Below are 16,413 nucleotides of genomic sequence, written 5' to 3' on the forward strand. Positions count from 1 at the left end.
CTCCCGATATTTTGTCGAAAGATTAGACGAGGTACGGGGCGTTTAACCACCCCCTTTTATGAGCAAAGTATCAATTTTTATCGATTGGCGGGCTCTGACCGTCTGTCTTTTAGCTGCTTGCAACTCAGTTTCTTGCGGAATCCTGTTGCGGATTTACCGCGTTTTGCGCGGAGGAAAGTTTGCTCATTTCCTGACGTAATGCGCGGAGTTCCTGCATGATTTCTCGATGATCAAGTTCGATCTCGTCACGGGTCTGCTTTTCCTCGACATCGACATGGGACGACATTGCATCAACCACGATAGCGATGAAGAGGTTCAGCACCGCAAAGGTCGTCACCAGAATGAATGGAACGAAAAACAGCCATGCCAGCGGATAAGACTCCATCACCGGGCGGACAATTCCCATCGACCAGCTTTCAAGCGTCATGATCTGGAACAGGGAATAAAGGGATGCACCGATATTGCCAAACCATTCCGGGAAGCCCTGACCAAACAGCTTGGTTGCCATGACCGCCGATACGTAAAAGACCAGTGACAGCAGTGTCAGAACCGAAACCATGCCCGGGATGGCGCGCATCAAAGCTTCAACCACCTTGCGCATGGAGGGCACGGTCGAGATCAGGCGGAATGCACGCAGGATACGAAGGGCACGCAAGACCGACAGTCCCTGGCCTGCCGGAAGCAGGGTGATGGCGACGATGGTAAAGTCAAAAACATTCCAGGCCCGTTTGAAAAATGCCAGTCGATAGACGGCAAGCTTCATCAACAGTTCGATGACAAAGATCGCAACGGCAACCTGATCAAGAAAATGCAGGATCGTTCCGGCTTTTTCCATCACGGTCGACGAGGTTTCAAAGCCAAGGATCACCGCATTCAGGGCGATGACGGCTGTGATGAAGTTTTTAAAGCGGTTGGATTCTACGATCCGGCGAAGAATGTCCATCTAGGTCCTAGCCTCCCGACGAGGTCGGAAACAGGGCGCGTGGGCCGCCGGATGTCACCGACGGACACGTTGCGCCGGATAAAAGGAAAAAGGGCGCAGTTGCACCAGTGCACTGCGCCCTGAACAGGAAATCAGTTCAGGCCTTTGCGACCCATTTCAAGGAATTTGTCACGACGACGTGCCTTGAGAAGGCCGCCTTCGACGCCATCCATGCTTTCGAGTGCCTTGATGATTGCGTCACCAACGCGCTTGCACGCTTCCTTGGCGTTGCGCTGGGCGCCACCAAGCGGTTCAGCAACGATGTCATCAATTACACCAAGCTGTTGCAGGTCCTGTGCTGTGAGGCGAAGGGCCTCGGCTGCGGTTTTGGCTTCGTCACCCGAACGCCAAAGAATGGAGGCGCAGCCTTCTGGCGAGATCACCGAATAGATCGAGTTTTCAAGCATCAGAACGGTATTGGCAACCGCAAGGGCAATAGCACCACCTGAACCGCCTTCGCCGATAATGACCGAAATCAGCGGCACCTTGATATCAAGGCAGGCTTCAATCGAACGCGCGATGGCTTCGGACTGGCCGCGTGCTTCTGCGTCGGCCCCCGGGAAGGCACCAGCGGTGTCGACAAGTGTCACGACCGGAATGTTGAAACGTTCGGCCATGCGCATCAGACGGATCGCCTTGCGGTAGCCTTCCGGACGGGCCGAACCGAAATTGTGCTTTACGCGGGTTTCGGTATCGCGGCCCTTCTCATGACCAATAACCATGACGGTGCGTCCCTGAAGACGACCAAGTCCCCCGATGATTGCAGCGTCTTCGCCAAACTGGCGGTCGCCGGCAAGCGGGGTGAAATCGTCAAACAGGTTTGCGATATAGTCGGTGAAATGCGGACGGTCCGGATGGCGCGCGACTTGCGTCTTCTGCCAGGGCGTCAGCTTTCCGTAGGTGCTTTGCAACAACTTGGTCAGCTTGTCCTGCAAGCGTGAAACCTCGTCTGCGATGTTGACTTCGTCATTGCCCGTCAGGTGACGGAGCTCTTCGATCTTGCCTTCAAGCTCGGCGATCGGTTTTTCAAAATCGAGGAAGTTATGCATCAGGGCATCATATCCGACTGGGAAACAATGGGGCGGAACATAGTTGATCAACCCGCTACGTCAAGCGTTGACCGATAAGCGAACCATATTTTCCGTTTACGTAAGAATTATGGCGTAAGGTTCTCACTTCATGCAGTGATATTTTGCACACGGGTTGCCATGACGTCCAGTATCGAGATCACAGTTCCGCAAGTACCTGAAAACGTTCCGTTTGAACGCCTTGTTGAAATCCTTTTGGCCGCCTTTGCCTTTCAGGATGACATTGTCGACCCGCCAAGTTCTGCAAAATCGGTAACAGTGTCCGAATTACAATGGCGTTTTGCCCGGGACAGCCTGTTTCTGGCAATTGACCCAAGCGGTAAGGTTGTTGGCCAGATTTGGGTCGAGGATATTGGCAAGGATGCCTATCTATATAAATTGTCAGTCGATCCGGCGATCAAGGGCGGCGGAATTGGCAAGGCGCTTGTTGAGACGGCCTGCGATTTTGCTGCAAAGCGCGGCAAGGAAAAGATGCGTCTGCATGTCCGCGTGGAACTGGAAGATAACATCGCGTTCTTCCGGTCGCGCGGATTTGAAATTGCCGGCGAAGGGATCCACGATGGATATGATCGCCCCACATTCTGGAAAATGGCGCGTGATCTTATTGTGGACTAGGCGGTTTCAGCTTCCGGCAAGCGCGGTTTTGACAGGGCAAAATAGGGAACATGGGTTTCGCCCCACGCCTTGAGCGCCAGAATAATATCGCGCAATGTTTCACCCTTGGCTGTCAGGCTGTATTCGACGCGCGGCGGAACTTCGGCATAGACTTCGCGGTGGACAAGTCCGTCTGCTTCCAGTTCGCGCAACTGGCGGGTCAACATGCGCTGTGTAACGCCCGGCATCATGCGGCGCAGCTCGTTGAAGCGCTTTTTACCGTCAAGAAGATGGAACAGCACAACACCTTTCCACTTGCCTCCAATGGCGTCAAGTGCGCCTTCAACAGGGCAGCCGGGGCTGCGATTTGGCGGGCAAAGTTCCATGTAACTTCTCCATACAGGGTCATCCGAGCAACGCAGAGGTCGCAACAGTCCCGGAATTCTGCATTAGTATACAAAATGTCACTATATGCAGAAATTGTGCGTACTTATGTTCACGGTCATTATGCGTTAGGTCTTTGACATTCACAAATCAAACCTTTGATGAAAAGGACTGCATAAGATGAAAGCCATTGGCGTTTATAAATCCGCCCCGGTCGAAACAGACGGGTTGTTTACCCAGATCGAAACCGATGTGCCGGTCGCCACGGGGCGCGATATTCTGGTTCGGGTAAAGGGAATTGCGGTCAATCCGGTTGATTTCAAGGTCCGCAAGGGCAAGCAGGATGATGGTGCCTTCAAGATCCTTGGTTGGGATGCCGCTGGTATTGTCGAGGCAGTTGGTGAAGACGTGACCCTTTTCCGTCCGGGTGATGAAGTCTGGTATGCCGGTGATGTAACCCGGTCCGGTTCGAATACCCAGTTACAGCTGGTCGACGAGCGTATCGTTGCGCTTAAGCCAAAATCACTTGGGTTTGCGGCCGCTGCGGCTTTGCCGCTGACGACAATCACCGCATGGGAGGCAATGTTTGATCGTTTGCTGATTGATCGTGCGGCAGTAGACGCCAACGCATCAAAGTCCATTCTGATTATTGGCGGGGCAGGTGGTGTTGGCTCGATCGCCATTCAGCTGGCGAAGCTTGCCGGTTTGAAAGTGATCACAACGGCGTCACGGCCCGAGACCATCGACTGGGTCAAAAAACTGGGTGCTGACGCGGTTATCAACCATCGCAACCCGCTTGACGAAGAACTGGCGTCTCTGAGCATTGTGAATGTGGATTACATCTTCTGTACGTCGGAAACCGACCAGTATTTCGACGTGATGGCAAAGCTGATTGTGCCGCAGGGCCGGATTGTGACCATCACCGAGGCCAAGGAAAATCACAATGTTGATCTTCTGAAGGCCAAGTCCGCCAGCTTCTCCTATGAATTCATGTTTACCCGTTCGATGTTCCAGACGGCAGATATGATTGAACAGCACAAGCTTCTGGCGACTGTAGCCCGGTTGGTCGATGATGGAACCATTACCAATACCGCAAATGAAAGCTTTGGCCCGCTGTCACCGGAAAGCCTGCAGAAAGCACATGCATTGCTTGAAAGTGGCAAGGCAATTGGCAAGATCACCTTTGACGGTATTGCGGACTGATCACCACGCCCGAGAATTTCGGGTGCCGTGAATTCAAAAGCTTCAGGCCGATCTGCGTGAATGTCGCGGATCGGCCTTTTCTATGTGCACGAAAGGCTGGTTAACCGGCGGCGGCATCTCCGATCAATGCGGTGATCTGATCCCGGATCCAGCGATGCAGTGGATGGGTTGTGGTGCGGTCATGCCAGATCAGCGCCATGTCAAAGCCGGTGACGGGCAGTGGGGGATCAAATACCCGGATTTGGCCGGTGCGACCGCGGGCAACCCGCCTGGGCACAAGGGCAATCATATCGCTGCGTGCGACGATTTCGGGGACAACAAGAAACCCCGGTGCAGACAGGGCAACATTGCGTTTTCGTCCAAGTGCGGCAAGGGCATCATCCGCAGGCCCCTTGAAGCCGCCGCCTTCGGGGGAAACGACGACATGGTCAAGTGCGCAGAAGCTTTCAAGATCAAGAGGTTCGCTGATTGCCGGATGATCGCATCTGGCGATTGCGACATATTCCTCGTGATAGATTTTGCGCATACGAAGCGTTTCAGGCGCGGTTTCAGGCGTCGAGAGCGCAAGGCTGACATCACCGCGCGCCATCTGGGTATCAAGCATGGATGTGTTAATCGTGCGCCATGCGACTTTGATCCCGGGGGCGTCACGCCGCAAAACGTCAAGAAGCGGCATCAGGATCGCGTATTGCACATAGTCACTGGCGGCAATGGCGATGGTGGCGGTGATTGTCGATGGATCAAACGGACTGTTTTCAGCAACGACCCTGCGTACCCCTTCCAATGCCTGATGCAGCGGTTCCTGGAGTTCAAGTGCGCGTTCGGTCGGGATCATGCCACGCTGTGCCGGTAGCAATAACGGATCCCCCAGCAAGTCACGCAGGCGCGTCAGTCGTGTCGAAATCGCCGGTTGACTGAGATTCAGGCGCTTTGCCGCATGTGTGACATTGCGTTCGGCCAGCAAGGTGTCGAGCGTGACCAGCAGGTTCAAGTCAAGCTTGCTGATATCTGTCATATTTATACCAGATAAAAAATTATTGAATTTCAAAGATAGCAGAACATCAGGCCATGATCACGCATCGAATGTGACCCCCTTTGGAAGGACGACCCAATGTCGAATGTCTTGATTGTTCATGCCCATCCCGAACCTGCATCCCTGACCAGCGCATTAAAGAATGTCGCGGTTGAAAAGCTCCGCGCTGACGGACATGACGTGAAGGTTTCTGACCTTTATGCCATGGGATGGAAACCCCTTGCAGATGCACATGATTTTATCGAACGTCACGATCCTGATCGGCTGATCTATGTAGCAGAGTCCAAAAATGCGTATGCGTCGGGCTTGCAGACGGCAGACATCGTAGCCGAACAGGATAAGCTTTTATGGGCGGATGCGGTGTTGTTCAGCTTTCCGATGTGGTGGTTCGGAATGCCCGCCATCCTGAAAGGCTGGGTTGATCGTGTGTTCGCCTATGGCTTTGCGTATGGTGTTGGCGAGCATAGCGAGAAGCACTGGGGCGACCGCTATGGCGAGGGCACCCTTGCCGGACGGCGGGCGATGCTGATTGTACCGATTGGCGGACATTTGCCGCATTACAGTGAGCGTGGCGTCAATGGCAGCATCGATGATGTGTTGTGGCCGATCCAGCACGGCGTACTTTTCTATCCCGGTATGGACGTCATGCCGCCATTTCCGGTTTATAGTACCGATCGTATGGATGAGGACGGGTGGGCAGAAATCGAGACCGCGTTCAAGGAACGCCTCGCAGGTTTGTTCACTGATGAGCCAATCCCCTATCGCACACAAAATGGTGGCCATTATGATGGCAAGCAGCGTCTGAAACCGGGGCTGGGTGGCGGATCCGATGGCATCAGCATGCATCTGGTGCGTGAAGGCGATCCTGAAGAAGTCCTGCACGGGCAGGTCAGGCAATCGCGCCGACTGGCATCCTAGATAACACTGAAAAGGGCCGGGGAAAACTCCGGCCCTTTTGATGTGATCTTTATATGGAGCGTTTAACCCGCGTCGCGTGCGGCGATAGCTTCGGCCTGTTTGACCATGACTTCGGCCTGCTTGATCGAGGCAATGTCGATCAGGCGACCATCTAGGGCAACCGCACCAGCACCTTCTGTCTGCGCCTTTGCCATGGCTTCAAGGATGCGTCTGGCTTTGGTGACTTCGGCCTCTGACGGGGAATAGACGTCGTTGGCAAGGCCGATCTGGCTGGGATGTATCGCCCATTTGCCTTCGCAGCCCAGAACCATGGCGCGCGCGCCTTGTGCGCGATAGCCGTCGGGATCGGAAAAATCACCGAACGGACCATCAATCGGGCGCAAGCCATTGGCGCGTGCGGCAACGACCATGCGTGCAATCGCGTAATGCCACATGTCACCCCAGTGATAATCGCGCGGATTGTCGCCATCCTTGTCGGTCAGGACACCATAATGCGGGTTCGGACCGCCGATGCCGGTCGTCATGGCCTTGGTGGATGCGGCGTAATCGGCGACACCGAAATGAAGGCTTTCATTGCGCGGGGAGGCGGCGGCAATTTCGTGAATGTTTTGCATGCCAAGTGCGGTTTCGATGATCAGCTCAAACCCGATGCGTTTCTTGCGTCCCTTGGCAGCTTCGATCTGGGTTGTCAGCATATCAAGCGCATAGACATCCGACGCTGTGCCGACCTTGGGGATCATGATCAGGTCAAGCCGGTCACCGGCCTGTTCAAGCACATCGACGACGTCACGATACATGTAATGCGTATCCAGACCATTGATGCGGACCGACAAGACCTTGTCACCCCAGTCAATGTCATTGATCGCTTCGATGATATTCTTGCGGGCCTGTTCCTTGTCACTGGGCGCAACCGCGTCTTCCAGATCAAGGAAAATGGCATCGGCCTTGGATTTCGCGGCCTTTTCAAACAGTTCGATGCGACTGCCGGGAACGGCAAGCTCTGATCGGTTCAGGCGCGCGGGGGCCGGTGTCGGGGTGGTGAAGCTCATGATTACGTTTCTCCAGAACCTGTCATTTCAAGTGGGCATCGCAAGCAAACAAGGCCATGCAATGTCCCGGGCGTATTTTGCGTCCCGTTTTCGGGATCGTACCGTGGCCGCCGTGACAGTTATGTGGCCCGCGATCATTGTGCGTCGCGGTAATCCTGATCCCAATTTATGGTGCATATGCGAATGCTGGCAAGCTTAAAAAGCCTGTGCCTCATTGTGCTTTCGACGCATGGAGGCAAAGTCAGGCGCTTAATTAAGAAAAAGTCGAGATAAGCCCGATAAAGCAATAGCCCCTTAACGGCTCAGCCGTTAGATTACCGCCGATATCCGGGGGCGGCTCCGCATTTGCCCCGATGGTCAAATCAGCAGGTAGAACAAACGACCCATGCGTCGCGCTTATTCCATCATTGTCTCGGCTGGTATGGCACCCGTTCTGATCATGGGGGCCTGTCTGGCTCTGGCGATATCGCCCGGTCTTGTGCCTGGCGAGCTGTCCGGACTTGTCCGGTATGGTCCGTTCTTACTGGCGATGCTTGGCGGTGCAATTGCATGGTGGTTTAACCGTGGGCGTGCGGTTTTTGTCATGTTGCTGTTGCTGATTTGCTATTGGCTTCTGGTGGGAAACGGGGCGGGTTTCTCGCCCGATGGTCTGGCATTTCTTCGCATTGCGACCCTTTATCTGATCCCGATCAATCTTTTGATTCTTGGCTTTACGGCAGAACGCGGGGTTTTGAACCCGCGCGGGATTGCCCGGATGCTGGTTCTGGGATTGCAGATCTTCGTCATGCTGATGCTGGCCGGTCAGCCCGATGTCGGATCGGCGCTTTATCATCTGCTCGATACGCGGTTCTTTGCCAGCACCGGTTTGATGGGCGCAATGCCGCATCCCGCGATGGTGGTTTCGTTCGTCGCCATTGTGTTGCTTTTGATCCGGCACAAGCCGTTGGAAACAAGTTTTGCTGCGGCGATTATTGCCATTGATGTGGCAACCGTGATGGGCACCGGCATTATCCAGTATGGATATCTGGCGGCCACCGGCGTTGTCCTGGCGGGATTGGCGCAAGAAGCATGGCGGATGGCATTTGTCGATGATCTGACCGGATTGCCGGGGCGTCGCGCCCTTGGTCATGCGATGGCGGAACTTGGCAATCAGTATGCAATTGCGATGCTTGACGTCGACCACTTCAAAAAGTTCAACGACACCTATGGGCATGATGTCGGTGACATCGTTCTGAAAAAGGTGGCCCGCGAACTGGCGCGAGTTGGCGGCGGTGGCAAGGCATTCCGGTATGGTGGCGAGGAATTCACCGTGGTCTTTGCCGGACGTGGCATCGAGAAGGCGCAGGGGCCGCTTGAAGCGCTGCGCAAACGCATTGCGGAAAACAAGATCGTCATCCCGGAAAAGAACAAGACCGTTTCCGTCACGATTTCGGTGGGCATTTCCGAACGTGATGAGGACGCAACCGATCCGTGGGATGTTCTTAAACGTGCCGACCAAAAGCTTTATGAAGCAAAGCAGGCCGGGCGCAACCGGGTTGTTTCGTAATCAGGGAACCGGCACCCCGTTTGGGACACCGGTTCAAAGTTCCCGGATTTCAGAATTCAGAGTTCGTCAAACTTGAACAGCAACCGCATCGAGCCCGCCGTATTGGCAAGGGTTGCAAGGCAGTTGCTTGCGCGTTCGGCCGGGATGGCGACAGCAAAGCGTGTCGTGTAAATCCGGGCATCTTTTTCATCGGTTGCCGATGCCGCCATGCGGACAATATTGGCGTTATATTCGATGAAAATTTCCGAAAGACGCGCGATCAGTCCGGGCTGGTCAATGCCGGAACATTCGATCAGGTGAGTGGCACCGGGCGCACCGACCAGTTCCGGGGCGGCGGCGATTGCCTCGACCGAGATATCGGCATTTTCAAGTGACAGTTCGGCAAGGCCGGCGGCACATTCTGACGGTGGGCAATCATCTGGCAATTCACAGCTGGTTTCAAACTTTGCGGTGTTGCCATCCAAACCGAAGGATGTCGGGCCAAGATTTGCACCAATATCAAAAAGCAGTCCGGAAATATCAGAAACAAGACCGACGCGGTCGGTGCAAGAAATCGTTATTCTGGTATTGGCTTTCATGTAGGCACTCCTCGTACATCATCGTGGGGCTTGTCTTGGCCTTGGCCTTGGAAAAAGCATATCACCGGCAAGGCACGACGCCCATTTCTTTTAAAGCCGGCGGATATTCTCGCATGTTAGATATTTGAAAAAGCCCGATATTTCAGGCACTCTATCCCTTGGTATCGGATTGCTCCACCATTTGGCGGGGTAACATCTTCATCCCGCAGGATGCCTGGCTGGTCTTGGGGCACAAAGGCCGGGCTGCGGATGACAAGGGGGATCCATGAACAATCTCGCACTCGGCGCAAAGATCGCGTTGTTTTCTGCCATTGTGGTTGCACTGGCCCTGGTCATTGTCATTGCACAATCTTCCAGTCGCGCGTTTGATGCTGCACGTAATAGCGGTATTTCACAGATGCGAAGTGAAATACGGTCTGCAGCAAATGACATGTCGGGCGTGGTGGAAGCCGCACTGATCGCAAGTTCCGGTTTTGCCGATACCGCCGCAGCTGTTGCTGAAAACGGCAAGGCCGCAAGCAGCAGCGATGGCCGTGAGGTTCTTAGTCAAACCCTTCGCCAGTCGCTTCTTGATCATCCTGCATGGTTTGGTACATGGACTTTGGCCCGCCCCAATGTTTTGGGCGGATCCGATGCGGACTGGGTCGGCAAATCTGGCGGTGATTCTGCGGGGATTTACACCCCTTACTGGGTGCGAGATGGCGAAAATGTCGTCATGGATACCGGGGCCGATTATGATGCGACCGGAGATTTCGGCGAAGATTTCTTTGCGGTTTCCGAAGCAAGCAAACTGCCTGCGGTTCTTGAACCCTATGTCGAGACCCTGAATGACAATTCCGAGGTGGTGATGACGTCGGCGACGACGCCGGTCATTGTCGATGGCAAGGTTATTGCGGTTTCTGGTGTCGATCTTGAACTCAGTGCCCTTCAGAAACGTGTAGCAGAAGAAAAGCCGTTCGGCGTCGGGCGTCTTTGGCTTGTGACCGATACCGGTTCGGTGGTGGCCCATCCTGATCCGGAGTTGCTGGCAGCGAAGCTTGAAGATACCGGCGTGAGCCCTGATCAGGTTGCTACCGCCCGTTCCGAGGGATTTGTGACCGCCGAGCTTGACGGGGTTGAAAGCTATCTGGTGGCGTTGTCTGTGCAGTTCGGCAATGCGCCGCAAATCTGGACGATCATCGGGGCGGTTCCGAGTGATGCTGTTCTTGCCAGTGCCAATGCGGCTGCGCGTGAAGCGATCATTATCGGGTTGATTGTTCTGGTGGCGGCGATTGTTGCAGCCCTTATGGTAGGCAAACTTCAGGCACGCCCGATTTTGAACCTGGCGGCCGTGATGGGCAAAATGGCCGATGGAAATCTGGCAACCGAGATTCCCCATATCGGGCAAAGCAATGAAATGGGCAAGATGGCCGCTGCCCTTGAAAACTTCCGGGACAAATCCTTGCGGGCGAGGGAGCTTGAAGAAGAGGCCGAAGCTGCCGAAAAACGCGCAGAGGAAACCCGCAAGCAGGCAATGATCAAGGTTGCTGATGATTTCGAAGCAAGTTCGGGCAAGGCGGTGGCATCGGTCAGTTCGGCTGCTGCGGCATTGGGTGAAATTACCGAACGGATGGGGCGTCTTGTCGAAACGGCGCGTTCCCGCATGTCGCACGCCACTGGCGGTGCGGATCAGGCCAGCGAGAATGTGCAGGTTGTTGCCTCTGCCGCGGAGGAACTTCTGGCCTCGATTGAAGAAATCGGACAGCAGGTCGCCATGGCCGCCGACGTTTCGCGCGAAGCGGCACAGGAAGCCAGTGCTGCGACGACCAATATCAGCGATCTGGACGGCAAGGCGCGCCAGATTGGCGAAGTCGTGACGATCATTCAGGATATCGCAGCCCAGACCAATCTTCTGGCGCTGAATGCGACGATTGAGGCCGCCCGTGCCGGGGAGGCAGGCAAGGGCTTTGCGGTTGTTGCCAACGAGGTCAAGGGGCTGGCTAACCAGACATCCAAGGCAACTGATGAAATTTCCGAACAGATCAGCGTCATTCAGGGATCGGTAAGTGCGGCTGTCGAAACCATCGGACGTATTGACGAAGTTGTCGGCCGGGTCGAAGGGATTTCAACGGCAATTGCATCGGCTGTTGAAGAACAAAGTGCTGCAACCCGCGAGATCGCCAATAGCGCGGGCAAGGCTTCAGACGGTGTTCAGACCTTTGCCAGCAGCATCGGTGAACTTGCGCAGTCAATTGAGGAAGTTGGTGGTGTCTCGCAGGATGTGCACGGGGCTGCGGTCAATCTTCAGGATGATAGCAGCTCGCTTGAGGGATCGGTTTCGACCTTCCTTGGCGCAGTGCGCAGGTGATTCGTAAACCGGGAAGCAAGACACTGCTTCCCGTGACTTTTACCGGAAAAGAACAAAGGCCCGACGGATAACGTCGGGCCTTTGACTGGCGCGCCCGGAAGGATTCGAACCTCCGGCCTTCTGATTCGTAGTCAGATGCTCTATCCAGCTGAGCTACGGGCGCTTTTTCAAGCTTACGTAAATGGTAAAGGCTCGACGCGGTAACGTCGAGCCTTTCAATGGCGCGCCCGGAAGGATTCGAACCTCCGGCCTTCTGATTCGTAGTCAGATGCTCTATCCAGCTGAGCTACGGGCGCTTTGCCTTAATTTCCGGCGGTTTGCTTGGGTGTGCTCCCCGTCGGCGGAGCGGAACTTATGCAAACGAGCAGGGCATTGCAAGCAGTAAATTTCAAAAAAAGGTATTTTTTCGTAAGGCGCGGTTTACGGGACTGCTACGCACTTGTTTTGCCCGGCTTTGTCCGGTTTGTCGGACTTATGGACAAGACTCGGCAAAAAAGGGGCAAATGCGTCTTGTTCCACAAGTGGTCGTGGACTAAGATGCATTCAATCCCGGGGGAACAGGGGCTTGTTTCACCACATAAAAAAGCAGGCCCAGGGAGATTCGCATATTTCTACTTAGGTAATAGATCGAAATGGCCGTTCGTAAAACCTACCTTGCCGTAATCGGCACCGCCCTGATGCTGGGGGGATGTTCTTTTTCTTCTGAGGCCCTTTGGCCAACACTTGCTGGTGAAGAAGATACGACCCAGGAAAACATGGTCGCATCCGAGCCGGTCGGTGCTAATGCCACCACCAGTTACGATGTTGCTGCAAGCACACAGCCGTTGACCGGTGTGTCTCAGACCGGAACCTTTGTCGGTTCCAAAGTCGAGAACATGCAGCAGGAGCTCAACCGTCTCAAGGCGGCTTTGAACCAACACAACAATGAACTGCAACAGCTTCGCGGACAGACTGTCTCGCATTCGCAGGCCTATCACGGCACTGTGGCTGCGATCAGCGCACGTTTGCAGGTTGGCACGACCCCGGGTAACCCGGTTCTTGTGCAGCAGTGGAACACCGCACAGTCCGAGCTGGACCTGGTGAATGACGATATTGCCGCACTGAACTCGCTGGCGAACAAGGTTGCTGCTGACAGCACGCTTTCGACTTTCCTGCTTGAGTCTGTTCGCTCCGCCTATCAGGTTTCCGGTGCTGTTGACGAAGACCATCGTCAGCTTGCCCTGCTTGAAGACGAAACCAACCGCACCACGGTGCTGATTGATCGTCTCCTGAACGAAATCAGCGAAAGCCTGTCGCGTCAGACATCCTATGTCAGCACCGAACGTGCGAACCTGAACGCTTTGGCACTGGCTGTTAAAAACGGTGAAATCTTCGGGGATTCGCTTTCCAAGCGGGTTTTCCAGTCACAGGCCGCTCCCGCGTCGGCTAGCCCGCGCATGGCAGCAGCCGGTGACCGCCCGCTGGTCGTCATCCGTTTCGACACTGCCAGCGTGAAATACGAGCAGGCGCTTTATAACGCGGTGAACCGCGTTCTGGAACGCCGCCCGCAGGCCAGCTTTGACGTTGTCGCGGTAACGCCGAATCGTGGTACCCCGGCGCAAGTCGCGCTGAATTCAAACAAATCCAAGCGTAATGCGCAGGCAGTTCTTCGGTCGCTGACCGATATGGGTATGCCAAGCTCGCGTGTTCATGCATCGGATGCCACCAGCGCATCTGTTTCGTCCAACGAGGTGCATGTTTTCGTGCGCTAAGTCCGGTCGGACATAAGGGATTTTAAGAACGGCTCTGACGGGTGCTTCGGGAAATCGAAGCACCCGTTTGTTTTTGATCGATCATGCATTGTGGTCTTTGCGATCGCGATGCCTTATCCACCCCGGGCAAGAAGAGAGTGATGGGCGATCTCGTCAATCTGCGTCAGGCACGCAAACGCAAGCAGCGCAATGAAAAGGCCAAAAAGGCGGACGAGAACCGGGCGATGCACGGGCGCACGCGGCATGAGCGCACACTTTCGGATGCGGAAAAGCAGGCAGCCCAAAAGCATCTTGATGCGCATCAGCGAATCGGGCCGGTTGGCGATGGTGACAGCACAGGTGATAAAGATGCTGATACGCCGGTGAACCCGCCAGTATCCGACAGTTCTGACAAGCCCAAATCACCGTCGGCTAAGCCGGAGAACGTTGTGTCGATCTTCTCACGCGATAAAAGCAGCAACGATCCGGCCTGACACTCGGCTGAAACGGCCATCAACAGAGAACCTGCATTCACGGGCGGTTTGCCAAACAGGCATCGTTCCGGATGTGACGGGACTCTTCATTTGCAGCACAGATAGACGGTGGCATCCAAGTTGTTTCGGCAGCAGATGGCCCGATGCCACAGACCCGCGAGCACATTATGCTTGCGCGTCAGGTTGGCGTTCCGGCACTGGTCGTGTCCATGAACAAGGTTGACCAGATTGATGACGAAGAGCTCCTTGAGCTCGTCGAACTGAAATCCGTTAATGGTCTTGCGGTTTCAGTGATCGTTGGCGAGCTTTGCCGGTTGCATGTGTTCCTATCCCATGGATGGGCAGATAGCGTGCCTCCAGGCGCTTTGAGAGAGGTCTGGTCGGCTTTGGATGGGGAGAGGGGGCAAGGTATCGCCACCCGTGTCAGAAGCGCAGTGACAAGGGCCTGATGCCAACACTGCAATACACGCGGGCAGAACTGAGCCGTCACATCGGGTATGCACGGCAGAACCGGCTTGTTGCCGGGTATTCAAATCACAGCACCAGGAGATCGTCTTTCATCTGGTGCCGGTCGCAAATCTTCAAATCACTTCACTGTCAAACGGGTCATCAGTTTAACAGTGTTTCGGCTTCACGCTTGCTTTGGTCAAGGGCCTCGTCCCATCCCATCAGCCAGTCTTCATGATCACGGGAATCAGACGGGTAGGGGTTTTCTGTCAGACGATGCGCATCCAGACCCGCCGAGAAACCAGAACCATAGGCCGAATTGGGCAGATGGCGTTCATGCACGACCGGTGCATAGGTCTCGTAGATCTGGTTGCGGAACGCCGGAAGAGAGCACAGCACACCATCATCAATACCAAGCGGATAGGCCATCATCATGGCCGTGCCAAGCGAGGTGATGGAAAGCTCGTCACCGGCCGTGATGCGGATCAGACCAGCCAGTCGCAGATTGGCGATGGCACTGTCGATGCGCCGCTGCAAATCCGGGCCGTCTTCAATGGCAATCTGATTGCCATCATCATCTGTGCAGAAAAGGGAAAGGACACGACGCAACAACATGTTGCGGTCAAGATTGGCCTCGGCACTGCGTAGCACCGTAAGCATCAAAGCGGGATCGCCAGGCGCGAAATCCATAGAACTGGACATTCAGGGGCCTCCGTTCAGATAGAACCGAATTCCCTCCCAAGCAGGCAGCCATTCTTTGTTGTCGGCGTTTGGGCCGAAACCGTGCTGCCTTTTATTATTATAGTTTGCAGATATGTTTCCAACTTGTGAAGACAAGATTGCGCTTTGGTAGAATTTTTTATGCAAAGAAGTGAATTTACGCAGACATCCAGGCTAATAGCTTGAAAATATGTGCTGATCTGAACGTCTGCCACAGGTTCAGTCGCGCTTAAAAAAATAGCGCTTTCAGGTCTTGATGACAGGCATAGGGCGTGGGGCATCTGTTGCGACGCGCATGCTTCTTGTCGAAGGAGCAGATTTAGCCGGATGATTTTGAGGTTGCGGACTTTGACGCCGGGGCCTTGCCATCCGGGTTTCGCCAGACACGGACCCGGTTGCGTCCGCCTTCCTTGGCGGCATAAAGCGCCTGATCGGCTTTTTCGATGATCTGTTCGACGGTCCGGCTTTTGGTCATGGGGGCAGCACCGATAGAGGCTGTGACCGGCAGGTTGGTGGTGTCGGAAATCGTGACAGGTGATGCCTCGATCACCCGGCGCAGACGTTCAAGCACGCGCGCGCATTGCTTCATGTCTGCATTGGGCAGACAGATCAGGAATTCCTCGCCGCCATAGCGATAGACTTTGTCAAACGGGCGGACATGCGATTGCAGGATACCGGCAACCGATTGCAACACAAGGTCACCAGCCTGATGGCCATAAGTGTCGTTAACCGATTTAAAGTGATCAAGGTCGACAAGGGCAATGGCCGTCGGGACACCGGTTCGAATCGACCGTTCGCGTTCGGCATTGAGATCGCCCAGCATCGTCTGACGATTATAGGTGCCGGTGAGCGGATCAACATCGGACCTTGCGGTGCGGAATGCGCGTTCAAGACGTCGTACTTGTGCAAAGAACGATTCGGCACGAAGCGCCATCATATCGAACTCGGCCGAATCGATTTCGCCATCGACCTCGCGCGCGCTCAAAAGCCGTCGTGCCGAATCGTGCAATTGTTGATGGGTTGTGGCCAGCGCATGCATTGCAGGCTGGTCTATCAGCCGATTATGCCGGTTAAGCGCATACCAGGCGCCAAAATCGCAATCATGATCATCCTCTTCATGTTCCGATGGACTCGGAGAATCAGGAAGCATCAGTTTGCGATTCCAGCGCAGAATGAGCGCGATATGTTCGCTCAGGGCCTTTTCGAGTTCGGCCAGAATGTCGCGTTCAGCATCAGCCATCCCGCCATCGGCAACGCTTTCGGGCATTTTGTGGCCCGTGTCATTGCCCCTGCGTATTGC

The 16,413-nt window shown here is 54.9% G+C and carries 15 protein-coding genes, 2 tRNA genes and 1 pseudogene; 8 read left to right on the forward strand and 10 right to left on the reverse strand.

Features of this window, described 5'->3' with window-relative positions; all coding sequences use genetic code 11:
- Nucleotides 1-124: 124 nt before the first annotated feature.
- The gene (locus TH30_RS11405) at nucleotides 125-943 is read right to left on the reverse strand and encodes an ion transporter (protein WP_114098219.1); all 819 of its coding nucleotides are present in this window, start codon (nucleotides 941-943) and stop codon (nucleotides 125-127) included.
- 131 nt (nucleotides 944-1,074) lie between these two features.
- Nucleotides 1,075-2,031, reverse strand: coding sequence for an acetyl-CoA carboxylase carboxyltransferase subunit alpha (locus tag TH30_RS11410; protein WP_114098273.1), 957 nt, complete (start codon nucleotides 2,029-2,031; stop codon nucleotides 1,075-1,077).
- A gap of 159 nt (nucleotides 2,032-2,190) precedes the next feature.
- Between TH30_RS11410 and TH30_RS11415 the strand changes: the two genes are divergently transcribed.
- Nucleotides 2,191-2,685, forward strand: coding sequence for a GNAT family N-acetyltransferase (locus TH30_RS11415; protein WP_114098220.1), 495 nt, complete (start codon nucleotides 2,191-2,193; stop codon nucleotides 2,683-2,685).
- Here TH30_RS11415 and TH30_RS11420 read toward each other — a convergent pair.
- The gene (locus TH30_RS11420; RefSeq protein WP_114098221.1) at nucleotides 2,682-3,050 is read right to left on the reverse strand and encodes a winged helix-turn-helix transcriptional regulator; all 369 of its coding nucleotides are present in this window, start codon (nucleotides 3,048-3,050) and stop codon (nucleotides 2,682-2,684) included. The two genes, TH30_RS11415 and TH30_RS11420, sit on opposite strands and share 4 nt — an antisense overlap.
- 178 nt (nucleotides 3,051-3,228) lie before the next feature.
- On the opposite strand from TH30_RS11420, the gene TH30_RS11425 reads away from it, so the two are divergent.
- Complete coding sequence (locus TH30_RS11425; protein ID WP_114098222.1) at nucleotides 3,229-4,251, forward strand: zinc-binding alcohol dehydrogenase family protein; 1,023 nt, start codon at nucleotides 3,229-3,231, stop codon at nucleotides 4,249-4,251.
- A gap of 100 nt (nucleotides 4,252-4,351) precedes the next feature.
- Here the strand turns inward: TH30_RS11425 and TH30_RS11430 are convergent, their stop codons facing one another.
- Nucleotides 4,352-5,266 (reverse strand): LysR family transcriptional regulator, encoded by a 915-nt coding sequence (locus TH30_RS11430; RefSeq protein WP_114098223.1) that lies wholly within the window; start codon nucleotides 5,264-5,266, stop codon nucleotides 4,352-4,354.
- 96 nt (nucleotides 5,267-5,362) lie between these two features.
- On the opposite strand from TH30_RS11430, the gene TH30_RS11435 reads away from it, so the two are divergent.
- A complete protein-coding gene (locus TH30_RS11435) occupies nucleotides 5,363-6,202 on the forward strand; it encodes an NAD(P)H-dependent oxidoreductase (protein ID WP_114098224.1) in 840 nt (279 codons plus the stop codon).
- A gap of 62 nt (nucleotides 6,203-6,264) precedes the next feature.
- Here the strand turns inward: TH30_RS11435 and TH30_RS11440 are convergent, their stop codons facing one another.
- Nucleotides 6,265-7,251: an HpcH/HpaI aldolase/citrate lyase family protein gene (locus TH30_RS11440; RefSeq protein ID WP_114098225.1), complete on the reverse strand. Its 987-nt coding sequence runs from the start codon at nucleotides 7,249-7,251 to the stop codon at nucleotides 6,265-6,267.
- Between the two features lie 385 nt (nucleotides 7,252-7,636).
- On the opposite strand from TH30_RS11440, the gene TH30_RS11445 reads away from it, so the two are divergent.
- Nucleotides 7,637-8,797 (forward strand): GGDEF domain-containing protein, encoded by a 1,161-nt coding sequence (locus TH30_RS11445; RefSeq protein WP_114098226.1) that lies wholly within the window; start codon nucleotides 7,637-7,639, stop codon nucleotides 8,795-8,797.
- Nucleotides 8,798-8,853: 56 nt separating this feature from the next.
- Here TH30_RS11445 and TH30_RS11450 read toward each other — a convergent pair whose 3' ends face one another.
- Nucleotides 8,854-9,375 (reverse strand): glycine cleavage system transcriptional repressor, encoded by a 522-nt coding sequence (locus TH30_RS11450; RefSeq protein ID WP_114098227.1) that lies wholly within the window; start codon nucleotides 9,373-9,375, stop codon nucleotides 8,854-8,856.
- 691 nt (nucleotides 9,376-10,066) lie between these two features.
- Between TH30_RS11450 and TH30_RS11455 the strand changes: the two genes are divergently transcribed.
- Entirely contained in the window at nucleotides 10,067-11,722 is a 1,656-nt protein-coding gene (locus tag TH30_RS11455; protein ID WP_404969463.1) for a methyl-accepting chemotaxis protein, read from the forward strand.
- Nucleotides 11,723-11,808: 86 nt separating this feature from the next.
- On the opposite strand, the gene TH30_RS11460 is transcribed toward TH30_RS11455, so the two are convergent.
- Together TH30_RS11460 and TH30_RS11465 are read right to left on the reverse strand one after the other, a co-directional pair.
- Nucleotides 11,809-11,885 (reverse strand) — tRNA-Arg (locus TH30_RS11460).
- 56 nt (nucleotides 11,886-11,941) lie between these two features.
- Nucleotides 11,942-12,018 (reverse strand) — tRNA-Arg (locus tag TH30_RS11465).
- 336 nt (nucleotides 12,019-12,354) lie between these two features.
- Between TH30_RS11465 and TH30_RS11470 the strand changes: the two genes are divergently transcribed.
- The 3 genes and pseudogenes from TH30_RS11470 to TH30_RS11480 all read left to right on the forward strand — a co-directional run.
- Entirely contained in the window at nucleotides 12,355-13,473 is a 1,119-nt protein-coding gene (locus TH30_RS11470) for a hypothetical protein (RefSeq protein WP_114098229.1), read from the forward strand.
- Between the two features lie 140 nt (nucleotides 13,474-13,613).
- Nucleotides 13,614-13,946 carry a DUF4169 family protein gene (locus TH30_RS11475; protein ID WP_114098230.1) on the forward strand — a complete coding sequence of 111 codons (333 nt, stop codon included), beginning with the start codon at nucleotides 13,614-13,616 and terminating at the stop codon, nucleotides 13,944-13,946.
- 92 nt (nucleotides 13,947-14,038) lie between these two features.
- Nucleotides 14,039-14,212: pseudogene (locus TH30_RS11480) on the forward strand (GTP-binding protein); the annotation flags it as partial.
- A 343-nt stretch (nucleotides 14,213-14,555) separates the two neighbouring features.
- On the opposite strand, the gene TH30_RS11485 reads toward TH30_RS11480, so the two are convergent.
- Nucleotides 14,556-15,095, reverse strand: coding sequence for a hypothetical protein (locus TH30_RS11485; protein WP_258548693.1), 540 nt, complete (start codon nucleotides 15,093-15,095; stop codon nucleotides 14,556-14,558).
- Nucleotides 15,096-15,432: 337 nt separating this feature from the next.
- Complete coding sequence (locus TH30_RS11490) at nucleotides 15,433-16,380, reverse strand: diguanylate cyclase (protein WP_114098232.1); 948 nt, start codon at nucleotides 16,378-16,380, stop codon at nucleotides 15,433-15,435.
- Nucleotides 16,381-16,413: the final 33 nt, after the last annotated feature.

Source organism: Thalassospira profundimaris (assembly GCF_003326795.1).
Classification (GTDB): domain Bacteria; phylum Pseudomonadota; class Alphaproteobacteria; order Rhodospirillales; family Thalassospiraceae; genus Thalassospira; species Thalassospira profundimaris_C.

Coding starts and splice junctions, on each gene's coding strand:
- TH30_RS11450 (WP_114098227.1), bottom strand. CDS start 9,375: ATGAAAGCCAATACCAGAATAACGATTTCTTGCACCGACCGCGTCGGT.
- TH30_RS11435 (WP_114098224.1), top strand. CDS start 5,363: ATGTCGAATGTCTTGATTGTTCATGCCCATCCCGAACCTGCATCCCTG.
- TH30_RS11445 (WP_114098226.1), top strand. CDS start 7,637: ATGCGTCGCGCTTATTCCATCATTGTCTCGGCTGGTATGGCACCCGTT.
- TH30_RS11420 (WP_114098221.1), bottom strand. CDS start 3,050: ATGGAACTTTGCCCGCCAAATCGCAGCCCCGGCTGCCCTGTTGAAGGC.
- TH30_RS11470 (WP_114098229.1), top strand. CDS start 12,355: ATGGCCGTTCGTAAAACCTACCTTGCCGTAATCGGCACCGCCCTGATG.
- TH30_RS11405 (WP_114098219.1), bottom strand. CDS start 943: ATGGACATTCTTCGCCGGATCGTAGAATCCAACCGCTTTAAAAACTTC.
- TH30_RS11415 (WP_114098220.1), top strand. CDS start 2,191: ATGACGTCCAGTATCGAGATCACAGTTCCGCAAGTACCTGAAAACGTT.
- TH30_RS11425 (WP_114098222.1), top strand. CDS start 3,229: ATGAAAGCCATTGGCGTTTATAAATCCGCCCCGGTCGAAACAGACGGG.
- TH30_RS11440 (WP_114098225.1), bottom strand. CDS start 7,251: ATGAGCTTCACCACCCCGACACCGGCCCCCGCGCGCCTGAACCGATCA.
- TH30_RS11475 (WP_114098230.1), top strand. CDS start 13,614: ATGGGCGATCTCGTCAATCTGCGTCAGGCACGCAAACGCAAGCAGCGC.
- TH30_RS11490 (WP_114098232.1), bottom strand. CDS start 16,380: ATGCCCGAAAGCGTTGCCGATGGCGGGATGGCTGATGCTGAACGCGAC.
- TH30_RS11430 (WP_114098223.1), bottom strand. CDS start 5,266: ATGACAGATATCAGCAAGCTTGACTTGAACCTGCTGGTCACGCTCGAC.
- TH30_RS11410 (WP_114098273.1), bottom strand. CDS start 2,031: ATGCATAACTTCCTCGATTTTGAAAAACCGATCGCCGAGCTTGAAGGC.
- TH30_RS11485 (WP_258548693.1), bottom strand. CDS start 15,095: ATGTCCAGTTCTATGGATTTCGCGCCTGGCGATCCCGCTTTGATGCTT.